17 protein-coding genes and 3 pseudogenes are annotated in these 15153 nt (G+C 56.8%); 15 read left to right on the forward strand and 5 right to left on the reverse strand.

What is annotated here, in order from left to right; genetic code table 11:
• Positions 1-18: 18 nt before the first annotated feature.
• Positions 19-552, reverse strand: coding sequence for a PIN domain-containing protein (locus SD626R_RS02770; RefSeq protein ID WP_137703771.1), 534 nt, complete (start codon positions 550-552; stop codon positions 19-21).
• A 5-nt stretch (positions 553-557) separates the two neighbouring features.
• Positions 558-1145: a DUF7437 domain-containing protein gene (locus SD626R_RS02775; protein WP_092563152.1), complete on the reverse strand. Its 588-nt coding sequence runs from the start codon at positions 1143-1145 to the stop codon at positions 558-560.
• Between the two features lie 346 nt (positions 1146-1491).
• On the opposite strand from SD626R_RS02775, the gene SD626R_RS02780 reads away from it, so the two are divergent.
• From SD626R_RS02780 to SD626R_RS16300, 3 genes and pseudogenes are all read left to right on the forward strand, one after another.
• Positions 1492-2358, forward strand: a complete 867-nt coding sequence (locus tag SD626R_RS02780) for a ParA family protein (protein WP_092563155.1) — start codon at positions 1492-1494, stop codon at positions 2356-2358.
• On the forward strand, positions 2355-2711 hold the full coding sequence (locus tag SD626R_RS02785) for a DUF7970 domain-containing protein (RefSeq protein WP_092563158.1): 357 nt from the start codon (positions 2355-2357) through the stop codon (positions 2709-2711). The genes SD626R_RS02780 and SD626R_RS02785 overlap by 4 nt, the downstream gene beginning before the upstream one ends.
• 489 nt (positions 2712-3200) lie before the next feature.
• Positions 3201-3350 (forward strand): annotated as a pseudogene (locus SD626R_RS16300) (IS1595 family transposase); the annotation flags it as partial.
• Between the two features lie 268 nt (positions 3351-3618).
• Here SD626R_RS16300 and SD626R_RS02795 read toward each other — a convergent pair.
• Complete coding sequence (locus tag SD626R_RS02795) at positions 3619-5286, reverse strand: hypothetical protein (protein ID WP_092563164.1); 1668 nt, start codon at positions 5284-5286, stop codon at positions 3619-3621.
• 384 nt (positions 5287-5670) lie between these two features.
• Between SD626R_RS02795 and SD626R_RS02800 the strand changes: the two genes are divergently transcribed.
• The 4 genes from SD626R_RS02800 to SD626R_RS02805 all read left to right on the forward strand — a co-directional run bounded on the left by SD626R_RS02800 (position 5671) and on the right by SD626R_RS02805 (position 6748).
• Entirely contained in the window at positions 5671-6096 is a 426-nt protein-coding gene (locus SD626R_RS02800) for a J domain-containing protein (protein ID WP_176697257.1), read from the forward strand.
• A 57-nt stretch (positions 6097-6153) separates the two neighbouring features.
• A complete protein-coding gene (locus SD626R_RS16305) occupies positions 6154-6387 on the forward strand; it encodes a hypothetical protein (RefSeq protein ID WP_137703772.1) in 234 nt (77 codons plus the stop codon).
• Positions 6342-6470 carry a hypothetical protein gene (locus SD626R_RS17115; RefSeq protein ID WP_255310039.1) on the forward strand — a complete coding sequence of 43 codons (129 nt, stop codon included), beginning with the start codon at positions 6342-6344 and terminating at the stop codon, positions 6468-6470. The genes SD626R_RS16305 and SD626R_RS17115 overlap by 46 nt, the downstream gene beginning before the upstream one ends.
• A 113-nt stretch (positions 6471-6583) precedes the next feature.
• Entirely contained in the window at positions 6584-6748 is a 165-nt protein-coding gene (locus SD626R_RS02805) for a hypothetical protein (RefSeq protein ID WP_241988260.1), read from the forward strand.
• 361 nt (positions 6749-7109) lie between these two features.
• Here the strand turns inward: SD626R_RS02805 and SD626R_RS02810 are convergent, their stop codons facing one another.
• Positions 7110-7649, reverse strand: coding sequence for an HNH endonuclease (locus SD626R_RS02810; RefSeq protein WP_199239159.1), 540 nt, complete (start codon positions 7647-7649; stop codon positions 7110-7112).
• 504 nt (positions 7650-8153) lie between these two features.
• Here SD626R_RS02810 and SD626R_RS02815 point away from each other — a divergent pair.
• The 3 genes from SD626R_RS02815 to SD626R_RS02825 all read left to right on the forward strand — a co-directional run bounded on the left by SD626R_RS02815 (position 8154) and on the right by SD626R_RS02825 (position 10436).
• A complete protein-coding gene (locus SD626R_RS02815) occupies positions 8154-8510 on the forward strand; it encodes a DUF8165 family protein (protein ID WP_092563167.1) in 357 nt (118 codons plus the stop codon).
• 109 nt (positions 8511-8619) lie between these two features.
• Complete coding sequence (locus SD626R_RS02820) at positions 8620-9570, forward strand: helix-turn-helix domain-containing protein (protein ID WP_092563170.1); 951 nt, start codon at positions 8620-8622, stop codon at positions 9568-9570.
• On the forward strand, positions 9567-10436 hold the full coding sequence (locus tag SD626R_RS02825; protein WP_092563173.1) for a hypothetical protein: 870 nt from the start codon (positions 9567-9569) through the stop codon (positions 10434-10436). Before SD626R_RS02820 ends, SD626R_RS02825 begins: the two co-directional genes overlap by 4 nt.
• A gap of 73 nt (positions 10437-10509) precedes the next feature.
• Here SD626R_RS02825 and SD626R_RS02830 read toward each other — a convergent pair whose 3' ends face one another.
• Complete coding sequence (locus tag SD626R_RS02830) at positions 10510-11874, reverse strand: restriction endonuclease (protein ID WP_092563177.1); 1365 nt, start codon at positions 11872-11874, stop codon at positions 10510-10512.
• A gap of 343 nt (positions 11875-12217) precedes the next feature.
• Here SD626R_RS02830 and SD626R_RS02840 point away from each other — a divergent pair, with 343 nt between their 5' ends.
• The 5 genes and pseudogenes from SD626R_RS02840 to SD626R_RS02855 form a co-directional block, all read left to right on the forward strand.
• Positions 12218-12460, forward strand: a complete 243-nt coding sequence (locus SD626R_RS02840; RefSeq protein WP_092563183.1) for a ribbon-helix-helix domain-containing protein — start codon at positions 12218-12220, stop codon at positions 12458-12460.
• 390 nt (positions 12461-12850) lie between these two features.
• Positions 12851-13036, forward strand: a pseudogene (locus SD626R_RS17120) (DUF955 domain-containing protein); the annotation flags it as partial.
• Between the two features lie 124 nt (positions 13037-13160).
• The gene (locus SD626R_RS02845; protein ID WP_092563186.1) at positions 13161-13991 is read left to right on the forward strand and encodes a type IV toxin-antitoxin system AbiEi family antitoxin domain-containing protein; all 831 of its coding nucleotides are present in this window, start codon (positions 13161-13163) and stop codon (positions 13989-13991) included.
• 5 nt (positions 13992-13996) lie between these two features.
• Positions 13997-14800: a nucleotidyl transferase AbiEii/AbiGii toxin family protein gene (locus SD626R_RS02850; protein WP_092563189.1), complete on the forward strand. Its 804-nt coding sequence runs from the start codon at positions 13997-13999 to the stop codon at positions 14798-14800.
• A 127-nt stretch (positions 14801-14927) separates the two neighbouring features.
• Positions 14928-15153, forward strand: a pseudogene (locus SD626R_RS02855) (IS1595 family transposase); the annotation flags it as partial.

Here is a 15153-nt window from a genome sequence, read left to right on the forward strand (position 1 = left end):
CGGTCCATCAGAAAGGGATTATCCAGAGAACTGGTAGCGGTTTTCGATGGACGTGACGAAGTCGAATGCCTTGATGAGCTGAACTGCGTCCTCGTAGCCATGCTGTGAGAGGGCCCGCTCAATCCCGCGGAACGCCGGTAAGTCGTTCGTGTAGATAGCGATCGATTCTGTTCGTCCCTGTTCAAGGAGTGTTGCTGCCGCTCCACCTACTTCCGCATCTGCTTGCTCTATCGTATGCTCGGGGCGATCGGTGGCAGCAGAGATATACTGGCGAACCATATCCATCGTCGCAGAAACGACTGGATTTGAATATTTGACCTCCTCGAGAAGCTGTACCCAGCCAGCTTCGATCGCATCCTCTACCGGAGGGGTCCCGTAGGGATAGGATTCTGGCGTGAGTTCCTCATATACTCGTGTGGGCAGGAGCAGGACGATATTCTGCTCGGTGACAGCCCGCTCAAGCAGATTGACAGTGTTGTGCCGCTCGAACCGGATGAAGAGGTTCGCGTCGATGAGATGACTCTCCACAGATGGGAACAGTTGCGCTGACACGGATATTATTCGTCCAATTGTTCGTCGACGGCGGAGTCAAGCTCCTCGATATCGAGGCTCGTCGAGATACCAGGCTCAGCTTCCAGAATAATCTCCTGGAGTTCTTGGAGGATAGTTTCTGCTTCGAGAACAGGGATATCCTGTTCACGGGCCATGATTCGGGCGTTCATTTTCGACTGTGTGTACGCACGAGCGTATTCGATCGCCGTTGCGAGTCCACTGACACCGTTGCGGTCAATATAGAGGCTAATATTCTCGTTCGATTGGCGTTCCGCGAGAGCGACGAGGAGCGTCGGCGTGATCTGGAACGTCTCTCCGCTAGCCTGAATCGTCATATCAACCTGACTCGCTCGATAGCGGTACGGTTGCGTCTCCGTGACCCGTTCCAACAGATCAATCTCCACGAGATGTTTGACATCCTCGTAAATGGTTGTCGTCGAACTCTCGATGCCCTCAGATAGTTCCTCGACAGTTGGCGAATCAAGTTCAAGGACACGAGCATACAACTGGGCGAGCCGGTCGTTCCGAATCACGTCAGAGACGGCCAGCATCGTATCAAGCGGGTGTGAATGTGAGATCGCGGATTCTGCCATGTATTTTACTTTCCGCGGAATAGCAAAAATCTATCGGCGGGATGAGGTCACACAGGTCCGATCTGAAATGCGCTGATAGCGGTGATAGCTCTCTTAAATTAGGTAGCTTAGGCACCTGCTTTAGCTAACTCTGCAGGAATATCTACCGTAGCGATCATAAATCGGCATAACAGATAAAGTAGCTAAGGTGGCTAAGGTAGCTGCTTTATTAAGAGTAGCTGGCATGGGTAGATTCAAGTGCGCCGCAGACGCTGTTCTAGGCAGAACAGGGACTATGGCAGTTGAATAAAGTACCCTAGTCACCTCAGGTGACACAGCTGCCATAGCTACCTTAGCTAACCCACCTATGTCTGAAACAGAACCACGGGCGGTCAGCGTCGGCGTATTAAAAGGTGGCTTCGGGAAGACGACTACCGCCATCAACACGGCGCGCGAACTCGCCCACCGCAACGGGAGCGCGCTCGTTATTGACCTCGACGACAACGGGCACATGACCCGCCAACTCGGGTTCGAAGACGAGTTTACAAGTGAGGTGAACCATACACAGCGTGTCCTCGTCGACAGCGAGGAACCGATCCAGTACATCGTGAACGTCGTCGACGGTCTCGACCTATTCCCGGCCCATACCGAACTTGAATCCGTCGAGAACGAACTCCGGAACGCAACGATGGGGAGCGCCCGACTCCGCAAGCATCTCGTCGATCCGCTACTCGGCGACGAATACGACTACATCGTCGTCGACTGCCCAGCAAACCGGGGAAAGCTGAACGACAACGCGATGTACGCCACGCGGAACATCATCATTCCACTTAAACCTGAGAGTGGCTACGACTCCGGCCTCTCGAATACGATTCAACGGCTCGTCGAGGAAGCTCGAGAATACTTCGAGCTGAATATCCTCGCGGTGACGCCAACGGCGCTTAACAGTCGGATCGACCAGGACACCCGCGATCGGGGTCTGCTCGAACAGCTCAACTCCCTCGATATCGCCGACGATATCATTCCTTCCTACGCTCGCATCACCCCTGAGGAGTGGGACGCTATCGACGTCGGTGAGTACGACGGTGGGCTTCCGGGGATCCGGTTCCGTGGCGCCATCGACGCTGCGCACGACGCTGCTCTTCCCGTCCGTGACTACGACGAGAGCTGTGACCAACTGGAGAACTACGCCGAACTCGCTCAGATCGTCGAACAAGGAGGGATCGACCGATGACCGGATTTGATGACCTCAACGAGGCAGGAAAAGACCAAGCGGCAGAGGAAGAGGAGTCCGGACCCGTCGTCGACGCCGATGAGACCACCGGGCAGGATACGAGCACGTCGACTGTAGACGACAGAAACGAGCCGGCCTTCTCTTTTGACGAATCCGTCCAGGCGCAGATCTACCCACGGAAATCCACGCACGAGAAGTTTGAAGATTTCCTCGATATCGAGGTGAAACGCCACCTCCGTGACCGGAATATCCGCAACGAGACGGGACGAGAGTTACATGAGGCAGTGTTGAAGGTCGCGATACAGCACCCTGAGGAGGTCGCCGAACGGCTCGAAAACGAACGGACAGAGTAGCTGCGTCGTCGCTTCTGACTACGCTTAGACCACAATTACGTTTAGCCCGAGGATGTCATAGAACGGTTATCATGGGTAGGATGAGAGAGCGTTTGTCTAGTTGAGTTCAAAAATGGAGTGAAACTGGAGTTACTCTTGGTGTAGATCGCCGTACTGCGGGTATGTGAACGTTTCTATGATACCCTCAAAAATGCTCGCTACCGCTACACAACCGAGGTGTAGGGGTTAACTAAAGACGGACAGGACAGCGGTTCTCGTGGACTCACCGACCCAAGAGTTGACTCCGGAGACACGCCTGTGGAGACTGCGGTTCCTACGGGAAACACGGTGGTTCCTGCGAAGTACGTCGTGGAATCAGGAAATCCCTAAGTGAAGGAGCTGCTTGAGGCGGCGAGTAAGCAGGGCTGGTTTGTTGGTTAAAGTGGCCGCTCTTATGTAGAAACGTGGAAGGACCGTATAATTACACTGAGCCGATGCTAATCTGGGGATATGGCTTCTACTCAGCCAGCGTTCGGTGGGATGTTTCGACAGCTGATTGAGCTGAGAGTTATCGAAATCAACACGGAGCCGCTCGATGAGGCCATCGAGCGGCGACTCAAGCAGTTCTGGGAGAATACATTCTGTCCACGCTGCGGTCACCAGCGTATGTTGATATCACCATCGATTGTCTTGTTATGGGGGCTTTCCGCAGTTCTACATAAGAGCGAGCCGGGCGAACTGTCTATCCCCGAGCGGCCGATATCGACGAGCATGATCGAGACGTTCGACGTCGACTGCCCGGGGTGTGGCGACACGACAAGGGCGATCACCACGGGCACGAAGTCCGTCGGTATCCACTGTTCGTGCGGCGTCACCGCTCGGGTCGACATCGACGCTCGAGAGGTTGGCGAGTGGGAGAGGCGGTAGCCTACCTCAGCGCCTCGAGCGCTTCCTCACGGTCAGGAAACTCGGAATCGAACAGCCAGATCCACCATATGACCGCGAACACGATCGGGAGCCACGCTGTTATGTCTCCGGAGGCGATTTCCCCGAACATCCCGATGATGTACAGGTAGCCAAGTTCGATCGAGAAGAGCACGCCGAGCCCTATTCCCAACCCCGCCTGCCGCTTCTTGCTCATGTTGGGGTAGTGCTCGAAGTCTGGGTGGAGTGTCATCCCGTCATGCTTTGCCTGACCCCACGCAGTTGCTACTCGGCCAGCAGCGACGCCTGCGTAGCTCGTGAGATAGGCAGCAGCCCCAGCGGGGAACAACGCCTTCGCACCTTCCCAGCCCTCTAGTGTAGCTTGTCTAGCCGTCTCGACGAGGTCGAACGCTGCGTCTCCATCGATATCGCCGATGTCGATGTTGCCGATCTCGTCGGCAGGCTCGAGGTCCTCAACCGGGACCGATAGTTTGGTGTGGGCGAACTGTTCGAACGTGTCGAACCAGCTACCCATGAGAGGATCATTATACGATGAGATTGGGATGCGGTCAGACTGTGACCCCTGCGCTGAGGCTGCGAAGTTATTGTCCCGACGGAACTCGGAGTACGCTGCAGTATACTCGGTGTACCAGAAATTGCGAAAGTGCTTCGGGGTGGGCTTCTCACCGTTGCGAAGCGTCTCGTCGACGCGCTCTCCGATCGCTTTGACGGTATCTCGAACCCACTGCGTCGACCGCGCCCCGTCATCGGAATCATCAGATGGGAACAGCGCTGTGCCGTTGTCCGGCACCGTCTTGACGAACCGCACCCACTGTTCGATGAAGTCTTGGCACAGGATAATCGGGACGAGGCTGGGGCCGTTCTTTCGTTCATCTGTGAATTCGACGTAGGGGCGCTCCCCGTCGAAGTGGATGCCGCGGATCGCCTCCGGATCACAGAAGTCAGCTGGCCGCCACCCCATTACGGCTAGGCAGATCATCACCATCTGCTCCGTTCGGGTTTCGCAGGCGTCGAAGTACGCCTTTACGAGCGATGTAGAGGGCGCAATTGTGACTGATGTCGAATCTCCGGCCCAGCCAGACATCCCGACCAGCGACGTCAGCGGGTCGTGGTCGATGACGTCTTTCTCCTCCATCCGTGCGAGAAGATCGCGAAGCGTCGTCGCGTAGTTGTACTTCGTCTGGCCACTATTGAACTCGTCCTTGAACCCCCGCATCAGCTGCTCCGCGCGATTGAAACAGACCTCACGCTCGCCGCGGCCCAGCTCGAAGATGTCACTCGTTCCGGTCGTCTCCTTGGCGATTTCCATTGAGCGCCGGATGTGTGTCCGAGCTGTCGAGATACTCGTCCCGTTGATCCGCTCGCCAACCTCCTCTTCATACTTGAGCCAGCTTTCGACGCGCCGGACTGTTTCGGGATTGCTACACGGGTAGTCTTTCCCCGACTGCTCGAAGCCACACTCCTCGAGGAGCCACTCATCAGGACGCATGTTGAGTTCGCGGACACGTTTGAGGAAGTATCCGAATCCATTCTGTCGAAGCCACTTGTGGGTCGGCTTCTCGTTCGTATTGTAGCCCTGCTCGGCTCGCAGTTGCTTCACCTCGTCAACGAACCCATTCCGGAGATACTTGAGGGTCCATTTGCGCGACATGATCAGTACTGCCCAGCCCAGGGTAATATTCGTTACTGGGGTGTCTCTTGTTGTGCGGTCCAAACGGGAATCCGTACCTTGATCGTCGTTGTTTGAAGATCCAAAGACCCAAACCGCATGACGTGAGTCGGGGGTTGTGTGGATAGCAACATATCATAGAGTGTTTGGAAGCACAACAAATCGCACGACACAACGGTCGTCACCGGCTCTGTAGATCATCTCCTGTTGGCTGTCCGAAGTTGAACAACCAACACACAAGTATAGATCACGGACGGGAGTGCCGCCACTGTTGGCACAAAAAAGCGATGCCGATTGCTCCTAAATGTAGTTTATCCGAACAATAATATATAAAATTTGTTCGCTAACATATGAACAGACGGCTCCTTGCGGTCGCTGTCCCTCGTGCTACTCCTTGGGCTCTTTGGTTGTACGACGATCGCCCTACCGACATCGGCTACGCGATCGCGTGCGATCGGTGAAAGCTCACTGCGCGACAACGCCCGGGCGATCGCACTCTACGCCCGCCGGAAGCGCCTCGCCGAGAAGTGCGGCGTCACCACGGTGGACTCGGAGTTCGAAACCCCCCGCTTGCCGACTGGTAACAGGGACGAGTCGGTGGTCGTCGCCGGCGGCCGGGTCGAGACGCCACCGCCGTACGAAGTCCTCGACCTCTCGGAAGACGCGCCCGATCCTGTCGTGAAGGGTCCGTTCAGAGAGCTGGTGAAGAAAGAGCACGGCGATCAGGGCGGCAGCGACGAGTGGGACGTCTCGGAGCTGAAGCGGGCTCGTGACGAGCTGCTCGATGATTGAACATTGGTCCAGAGATCGAGTGTGAGCTTTTTACGCGATTGTGGCGTAGACTAAGGTATGAGCGGGTTCACACTGGGCGGCGAACACGGTGCTACTCTGGGCGGGGCGGTCGGCGGCACTCTAGGTGCTGTACCAACACCAGAGGTTTTCCCGATTACAGCTGCCATCCAGGAGTTCCTCAACGTAGTATTCGATCATATATTCCATCCTGCCGTGCGTAATCTGCTCCTCGAAGTTGATGCTGAATGGGTCTTGGTGATCGTCGATATCTGTTCATCCTCCTCAACATGACCGACGACTGCGTGTTCACCTGTCTGGAGTGCGGCGAGGACGTCCAGGGCGACGTCGACGAACAGACCGTCGCCGACTGGTGAGAACGCAAATCCTAACCAACAACTAGGCAATATCGGTCCACTGTGTTGGTTAAGAGCGAAATCAAGAGATTCCGACACCCACGAATATCACTTCGCGGCGGCTAGAAGATGATATGGGACACAAAACACCGGCCGACATCGACACAATCTCGGACGAGGAGCTCACCGAGCTGCTCGCCGAGGCCAAGGGGACGGCACCAGAAGAGATCGAGCGCGGCGCTGCCGAACTCGATATTGCGCCGCCTGAAGAGGCGACCGTCGTCGACGTCAACGAGTAGCACTACTGCTTCAACGTGGTTTCAGTATCGCCCAGCTACGGCGATAGACGGCTCTAAGGACGCAACGGTCCCATTCTAGTGGATAGAAGACAACATGGACGGTTGATCCAAAGTTGTACCACGATTTGGGGGAGGATAAACGCCTCAGGGCCCCATTCAGAAGTGCTTTATTAAAAGTCGAACTCGAAGTGAGTGCTAAACCCAAGGAAATCGGTTTACAAGACGATTCTCGAACCGAAGACAAATCCGTCAAACCGCAAGAAGGCGAGCGATCAGCAATCTTCTACACATGAGTGTTCCAAAAATATTTAATTGGGAGTAGAAGCACTAGACCGCAAGAAGTTGGTCCTAATGTCGGGCGTTATGACGCAGAGTTGTCGTCTTCGTCGCCGTCACCGTCATCATCATCCACGTCGCCTGAGTCAGCCTCATCACACTCATCGTCAGCGTGATCCTCGGGAAGCAAGTCGACATCAGGTGCCTCGAACTCAGCAGGGTCGAAGTCCTTGCGTTCATGAACGAGATACTTTACACTCACTGGGACGCCTCCATCGTCGCCGAACTGGTTCACAGCTTCTTCACGAGTCAGGGGTGGTCCCTCGTAGTATTCGTGGTGGTACTCGTTCCACGCATGACGATGCTCGATCGGGAGTTGCCGATGCCATATCCGGTAGGGTGGCTCGTCCACCTTGTGGATGTGGACGTGACAGCTCTGACACAGCGGGATCACGTTCTCGACACGGTGGTCCGTATCGTCGCCGTTGACGTGATGGAAGGACAGTTTGTCTTGGTTGCGCGCTCCGTAATCGGTTTCGAGCCATTCCTCTGGCGTTCGACCGCAGAGTACGCATTGCCGGCCCCAGCGGTCGAAGACTGCTTGTTCAAGATGTGTTGGTCGCATTAAGTTGGTGTGGATGGCCGCTCGCGTGGCTGGTCGGCTGTGACCTGACGCCGACAGTGTGTGTCCACACGATGCCGCGAGCAGCAAACTGGTTGGAAATCGAGACGGCTCTGTGGGAGCTTCCTCCCGTGCGGTGCTTCTTTTTTTTGACTGTTCACCTCACCCCCATCGGGAAATAAAAATAGACACCACAGACCGATCACTACCCACTAGAAATCACGTCTATCCACCACCGCTGATGTCGGTCGCATTACAGCGGCCACAGCTGCCGGGGAGACAGTCAGTTTCAATGGCCGCAATTGAAGAGTCCCACTCAAATGGAATTTTGGATTTCAGAAATTGGGAGTTCCGAACGTGTGGTTCCATCCTGTATAGTCCCGCCATGAGATATGAGTTGTCGGTGACATCGGGCAGAGACAACTAGCGATGGTCAGTCTTGAGGACAGAGTGGACGGATATCCGGCACAAACTTAATGCTTGTAGAACATATATATTAGAACAGATATGCCCAAAGGACATTATAAATCGGCGGGAGGGCGAATACAGTACGGGGACGCGACTGATCTCTTCCCGGTGGATGAACTCAATGCGACCGTCCACCAGTACCGGGATGCCGAGCGAGTGCTCGAAAATGTCCGGAGTGAGGACGTAATCTGTGTGTATCCAGAAAGTATGGCGACGGGGTACGCACTCGGTCAGAACCCGCTGACAGCGATTCGCGTTGAGACGCTTCCGGCGACGGTTCGCGGGAGGCTTGGTGACGCACTCGACGCCGCAATCAACTCGTTTGCGATCGTACAAGTTGGGAAGTGGGTGACAAGCAGTCCGAATCGGTCGCTCAGCGAATACGAGACCGCATGAATTTGGTCGCTGGTGATGATTCTATGACAGAGGTAGCAATAGTGGATCAGATTTCGTCAACCTAAACCAAGAAACGTATTTATACGTATAGTGCTTAGAGTGGACAGAGATGCTTACGAAGGCCGGACTCGCTGTCATCGACGCGTTGAGCACCGGCCGGGAAGCAACAGCAGCTGATCTCGCGATAGACACTGAGTATTCGCAGACTCATCTCTACGACGTACTCGACAAGTTACTCGAATCGGGGTTGCTCGCCGAACACCGTGGGCCAAACAACCAGCGGGAAGTCTCCCTCACAGACCACCCGGTCGTCGAAGCGTACCGGGCCCTTCGATCCGAACTCGGACACGTCGAATGGCCCGACCTCCTCTCGCCGGCCACACTTCGGGTGTGCTGGTATCTCGACGAGCCCCGACGCGTGTCCGAGATCGCCGAGCGACTCGGTATTACCCGGCAAGGTGTCCACAAGGCGCTGTCACCACTCAAGCATCGCGCGATGCTGTCCCCATCGGGCCCGGAGTATGCGTTAAGTGAGGACCTCTCGCCGCTGCTGACGTTCGCTCGTGCAGTCGTCCGGCACGAACACCGGTCGCGCGTCCGAGGACTTGCACCGAGTGCGACCGTCGAATGGTGTGATCCGAAGCGAGCACTCGTCCGCGTACAGACAGCCGAAGATACAGAAGCACTCGAGGCCGCCACCGACTGGCAACTGACCGGGCTTGCTCGGTTTGTGGAGTACGGCCTACAGTTCTTCCTCGCCGGCGAACCCGCGTTCTGGTATGCGCCCGACGAGGAGCTCACACCTGCCAACGTCGTGTGCCACACGCTCGTCCTCGATAGCGGGTCTCGTCGTGTCAGTTATGCGATGCTCCTTATCGAGACGTTGGATATCGATCAAGAGACGCTGACAGAGACTGCGCAGTGGTACAGTCTGGAGTCGACAGTGACTGCGATGTATCTGACACTCCACGGAGAGTTCGACACCACAGACGACCTTCCTGTCGTCCTCCCGAGTGAAGCAGAATTCAGGGCGCTCAAAGATCAGTACGGGGTCGCATGACTGTATTCAGTGGTAGCGAGGCGATCAAAGCGTTTCTCGAAGAGTTCGACAGCTGGCTGTCGGAGTCCGTGACGGTGTATCTCCTTGGGGGATCGGCGATGACAGTTCATGGCTTGAAAGACCAAACCGAGGATATCGACCTCGCGCTGGGTGTGGTATCTGAGTTCGAACACGTCTATCAGACGCTCATATCCCAGGGATTCTCAGTGGTTAGCGAGCCAACGGAATCGTTCGAAGGTGTCGGGAAAACCGTCGAACTACATCACGAAGAGCGTGGACTCCAGATTGACCTCTTCGAACAGCAAGTCGTCGGGAAAGTGTGGATCACCGACCGAATGCACGACCGGGCTGAAGAGTTCTGGACCGGCCGTCACGCAACAGCACACATCCTCTCCGATGAGGATATGTTTCTGTTAAAAGCGGTCTCCGGCGGAGACCTGGGGAGTGGCCGGCGCCGCGACATCGAAGATATGCGAACGTATGCCCAGCGTGGGTTGGACTACGAGGTGATTCTGACGGAGATTGACGATCAGCGACCGTTCAACACCGGCTCCACTGAAGCACGACAGATCCGTGACCGCTCCCACCCGCTATTCGCAATCGAAATGGCGGTGAGCTCACTGTCCGGGCTTCCAGATACGTTCATCGACCGCATCGAAGCGTTCGCGACAGCGTTCGAGATCGAATACATCGTCTTGAGGGCTGTTGACGAGGGTATCAACGGCGTCGAAGCAATTCAAGAGCAGGCGCTCTCGAATGTGCGGGCGCTTTCTGGCGATCAAGAAGACGCCGTCGACGACGCGATTGAGCGACTAGTCACGAAGGGTATTCTCGAGCATGATGAGGGAACGGTTCGACTTCGGTGACGCAACACTTCCTGGGTGTTCCAAGAAGGCGCGCATAGATCTCGTTGGGAAAGCGATGTGAGGGTCAGTCAGTTCAGATGACGCCGCCAATAATGAGGAGGACGATGAGGGCCAACAGCGTCGCGACCACGCACCCCCCGGCCAGCCACTTGTTCTCCATCGCTTTCTCGTGGAACGGCATGTCGGCGTACTCCTCGCGGAACGTCTCGAGGTTCTGGTCGTCGTAGAAGTACTTCGTCTTCAGTGTGAACCGCTCGGTGACTGCACACCCCGTACAGACCGGCTCGCCTTCCAGCCGCTCCGTTTTGATGTGGCTGTCGCAGGCGATTGCCCCGCAATTCGGACAGTAGGTGTACGTCTCGTCGACGCCGCTCGTGTCACAGTGGACGCATCGATGGATACCGTCCTCGACGGTCACTCGTGACGGGCCCGCTGCGTAGTACTCGTAGGGATAGGTGTACTCCTGGATGTCGGTGGTCTGCCGAATTTCGGGGAGGTACACTGGTTCGATCGACTGGACGGAGATATCCGAGACATTCGGCTCACACGTCTTGTTGTACGTGACGTTGTTGTCGCCGGTGTAGGTCACCGTCGTCGTATGGTGCTGCTGGAGTCGGTTGACAGCCCACTCCTTGTACTCCGTTTGGGTCTGCCCGAACCGGTTCTCCTCGACATCGTCGAACACCTCTCTGAACTGTTCCGAGTCAAGGTCGACCGTCGCGTGGAGGTTATCGGTGACCAGCGTCACGACGTCTTCGTCCGCGACCTGTGGCTGCCCGCGCTCGGCGTGGGCGACGAATCGCGATCGGTCGTTGATCCGGTGGATGACGCCCACCGATGTCTCGAAGACGGCGTTCGTGTTCGCGGTGACCGCGACCACGGGGCGGAACGTCACCGATGAGTGTGGGTCTGGGAGGCCGACAGCGTCGATGTTCTCGATGTCGCGGAACGCCTCCGCGACGGGCGCGTCGACGTCGCCGGCCGGATCGTACGGGCGGAGCGTTTCGTCACAGAGGATTTCGATGCGACCGTTGTAGAGGTCAAGCCCGATCTCGTCGGCAATCTCTCGGAGGTCCTCACCGTCGAGCAGTTCGATTGGATGTGGGTCGTCGTTCTGCTGGAGGCGTGTCGCGTACTCCTGGGCAGGGTTGGTGAACCGGCCGGTCGTCACGACCATCCCGCGTTTCGGGCCGTCGAAGCCGAACGTGGCGATCGCTGAATGGAGCTTCTGGACGACCGGCCGACCGACGGTTCCCGTGTGCTTACACTCGACGACGATCGCACGCCGGGTGCCGTCGACGACCTCTTCCATAATGACATCGCGACCCTCGTCGGCTGTCTTCTCAGCCTGCCGGACGTTCTCGTAACCGAGGGTGCGGAACACGTCCTCCATCACGTCCTCGAATTCGAATCCGGAGAGGTCGTCCAGTACAGCCATCCTCAATTATGTGGATAGTATGTTGCAACTGTCAAATACGTTGCCGAACAGCTCGCCTCCCTGTTTGTCGCCCCTTGAGGGGTGCGGGGGTCACCGAACCACCCGCGAGCAACGATGAACGGCAATGTACCAACAGCCGGTTCAAGTGCAGTCCCAGTCGCATCGCCCGCACAATTCCACCAAGACACAGTCGAATACGTCGGCTTCCACGTCGGTGGCCAAGCTGTCGTCCTAAACCTCTCGGAGCATCGGCATCTCACCGCAGACTGGAGTCTCGACTTGGTCAATCACGGTCGAGATATCCGACCGCAGCTACCTACGTGATACATGTGTATCACAGTATATGAGCACTGACAGCGATGCCGGCGGCGACGGTGAAATGGAGAAAATCAACGTCCGGGTGCCACAGTCGCTGCTGGCCCAGGTCAACAACGTCTGGGAGAAGCGTGGCTATGCGAACAAATCCGAGTCCATCCGCGACGCGCTTCGGGACGCTGTTAACCCGCCAACGCAGCTTTCCGAGGAGGCGCTGGCGCATCTAGCCGAGAGCCGCAAGCAGCGGGAGCAGGGCGAGACGGTGTCGTAGGAGGACGTAAGTACAGACAATGTGCTTATTAACTGTGGCAATATGAACAGTGTATGAGAATTTCACGAAAGGTCGGCAAGATGTGGCACTTCACCGAACCAGATCACTGCGGGTGGGCACAGACATATACAGAGGAAGATTCATTCGAGGAAACAACAGAGGTGTCGTCGCTAGGTGAGGTCGATGATTTTTGCAGTATGTGCCGAGAACGGCGGGAGGAGTGAGCAACCTTGCTTAGCAGCAATTTCACGTGCTATTTGTACGTAAACAAAGCCGTGTCAATGATTTTCAACGCCTAGAGGAATATTGGGACGTTCTACAGCCAATTTAAACGGAATCCTGAGAATCAGAGGGCCTACCTCCGGACGGCGTACTTCGTGACCTGTTTTTCGTGCCCCCAGAGAGGTCAAGGCCGTCGCGTACGTCGTCGGCCGGTACTGCGGATTCGACACCAGTGGGTCGGCGTTCTACCTCGCTGCGTGGGAATCAAACGATCTGCAGGTCGTTCGCGAGCGGCTCGGACGAATCAGTCGGACGGCAGAAGAGCTCATCGACGTGCTCGAAGACGGCGTCTGAACTATTAACCAACACTCGGTTCTACACCCCAATCTCGTTGGTTAAGTCTGCTCGTCTCCGCCATCCGCGGCAGTCGCAAGGCTAAAGAAGGCCCGTGTTTATACTCTATGTAAGAAACGCAGGTATGAGTACTACAGAACGATCGGCAAATATACGGCAAGGCCTCTCGACTCGAGAAAGTCGACTCCTTACACGACTTGCTGGCGCGGGTCACCAGATTATCTCCGTCGACGACATCGAGACGACGCTGGAAGTCCCCCCAAACACCGCCCGCGAGATCGCCTCCCGGCTCACCGGGAAGGGCTGGCTCGACCGGCTCTTCCCGGGCACGTATCTGATCATTCCACTCACTGCCGGCGAGGAGGCCATGTACACCACCCACGAGTACCTCATCGCCGGCCACGTTGCCGAGCCGATGTACATCGGCTACTACAGCGCCCTCAACCACCACGGGCTAACCGAACAAGTACCTCGGACAGTGTACGTCGTCACGCCGACCCGAGCGCAAAGCAGGGAGATCCACAGCGTCCCGTACCGCGTCACGACAGTCACCGAGCGGAAATTCTTCGGCTTTGAGCCGACATCGGTCGAGGGCACGACCGTTCAGGTCAGCGACCTGGAGAAGACGCTGGTCGACTGTGCGGACCACCCCAAGTTCTGTGGTGGCCTTCGGGAACTTGCGACCGCGATGCGCACCGCCGACGACCGGGGCTGCGACTGGGACACCGTCGGCGAGTACCTCAAACGCCTCGACAACGGCGCTGCGACCAAGCGGATCGTCTATCTCGCCGACCAGTTCGGCATCGACCTCCCCACCCGCGAGGAACTCGTTGCGTCGTTCACGAGTGGCTATTCCTCACTGGACCCGACGCGGCCCGACACCGGATCGACCAACAGTACGTATCGCCTCCGAATCAACGTCAAGTCAGCCATACTGGAGCCGACGGAGTCCTGATCGCAGTGATCAGTCAAGACCGGCTCCGGATTCTCGCTCGCGAATTGGGCGTTCGGCAAGGATACGCCGAAAAGAACTACGTCAATTCGTGGCTCCTCTGGGGCATCTTCACGAGCGACTACGGCGACAACCTCCTGTTCAAAGGCGGGACCGCGCTGTCCAAGCTGTATTTTCCGCAGTCGTGGCGATTCTCGGAAGATCTTGATTTTGGCGTCGAAGGGGAGTACCAGGGGTCCAAACAGGAGCTCCGAGCGGTCCTCGATACGATCGCCAACCGCTCTGGCATCGAATTCGAGGTTCGCGAGCACCACGAATCCCAGCAGGACCACTACCCGGCCCACTACGTCGACATCAGCATTCAGTACCGCGCCGTCCTCAACCACCCCAACACGACCAGCATCGACGTGATGGTCGACGAACACGTCGCCTTCGACCCTGTTCAGCACACGCACGCGTACGAAGACGTGCCCGAATTCGATCTCCAGGCGTACAGCGTCGAGGAGATCTTCGCCGAAAAGCTCCGGGCGATCTACCAGCGCGGGGCCGCCCGTGACTACTATGATCTCTATCAGCTGCTCGAAACCGATTCGGTCGCGATCAACTTTGCCGACGTGGGGCCCGCCTTCGACGCGAAGTGCAAACACGATGGGCTCACCGTTGACCTGAACGACGGACTTCCGGACGAACAACAAGAAACGATCCGCCACCAGTGGGAGACCACGCTGCCGGATCTGACCGGTGATCCGCCGGCGTTCGAAATGGTCTGGGAACAGTTGGACACGGTGATCTCCCAACAGGGATCGCCGTAGCCAACGGCCGATGTCGGTGTGGATGACCAATGAGTATCGCGTCCGGATTTCTGGCGATCGCTCTCGCTCTTATGTAGAAACGCGGAAAGCCCGTATAATTACACTCAGACAGTTCTAATCTGGCGATATGTCTTCCACTGAGTCAGCGTTCGGCGGGATGTTTCGGCAACTGATCGAGCTAGGAGTCATAGAGATCAACACCGAGCCGCTCGATGCGCGCATCGAGCGGCGACTCAAGCGGTTCTGGGAGAATACATCCTGTCCTCGCTGTGGTCACCAGAGCATTATGACGTGGGAAAAACACGACCGAGTTCGGTGCCGTAATTGCGAATTTAAGCCAGTTTACACCCACG

Origin of the sequence: Halorubrum sp. SD626R (assembly GCF_001261915.1) — an archaeon.
Taxonomy (GTDB): Archaea; Halobacteriota; Halobacteria; order Halobacteriales; family Haloferacaceae; genus Halorubrum.

What these genes read in the sequence shown, in the direction of transcription:
- SD626R_RS02825 (WP_092563173.1), top strand. Translation starts at nt 9,567, where the DNA reads ATGACTGTATTCAGTGGTAGCGAGGCGATCAAAGCGTTTCTCGAAGAG.
- SD626R_RS16305 (WP_137703772.1), top strand. Translation starts at nt 6,154, where the DNA reads ATGAGCGGGTTCACACTGGGCGGCGAACACGGTGCTACTCTGGGCGGG.
- SD626R_RS02780 (WP_092563155.1), top strand. Translation starts at nt 1,492, where the DNA reads ATGTCTGAAACAGAACCACGGGCGGTCAGCGTCGGCGTATTAAAAGGT.
- SD626R_RS02845 (WP_092563186.1), top strand. Translation starts at nt 13,161, where the DNA reads ATGAGTACTACAGAACGATCGGCAAATATACGGCAAGGCCTCTCGACT.
- SD626R_RS02805 (WP_241988260.1), top strand. Translation starts at nt 6,584, where the DNA reads ATGGGACACAAAACACCGGCCGACATCGACACAATCTCGGACGAGGAG.
- SD626R_RS02830 (WP_092563177.1), bottom strand. Translation starts at nt 11,874, where the DNA reads ATGGCTGTACTGGACGACCTCTCCGGATTCGAATTCGAGGACGTGATG.
- SD626R_RS02775 (WP_092563152.1), bottom strand. Translation starts at nt 1,145, where the DNA reads ATGGCAGAATCCGCGATCTCACATTCACACCCGCTTGATACGATGCTG.
- SD626R_RS02810 (WP_199239159.1), bottom strand. Translation starts at nt 7,649, where the DNA reads ATGCGACCAACACATCTTGAACAAGCAGTCTTCGACCGCTGGGGCCGG.
- SD626R_RS02785 (WP_092563158.1), top strand. Translation starts at nt 2,355, where the DNA reads ATGACCGGATTTGATGACCTCAACGAGGCAGGAAAAGACCAAGCGGCA.
- SD626R_RS02820 (WP_092563170.1), top strand. Translation starts at nt 8,620, where the DNA reads ATGCTTACGAAGGCCGGACTCGCTGTCATCGACGCGTTGAGCACCGGC.
- SD626R_RS02795 (WP_092563164.1), bottom strand. Translation starts at nt 5,286, where the DNA reads ATGTCGCGCAAATGGACCCTCAAGTATCTCCGGAATGGGTTCGTTGAC.
- SD626R_RS17115 (WP_255310039.1), top strand. Translation starts at nt 6,342, where the DNA reads ATGGGTCTTGGTGATCGTCGATATCTGTTCATCCTCCTCAACATGACC.
- SD626R_RS02840 (WP_092563183.1), top strand. Translation starts at nt 12,218, where the DNA reads ATGAGCACTGACAGCGATGCCGGCGGCGACGGTGAAATGGAGAAAATC.
- SD626R_RS02815 (WP_092563167.1), top strand. Translation starts at nt 8,154, where the DNA reads ATGCCCAAAGGACATTATAAATCGGCGGGAGGGCGAATACAGTACGGG.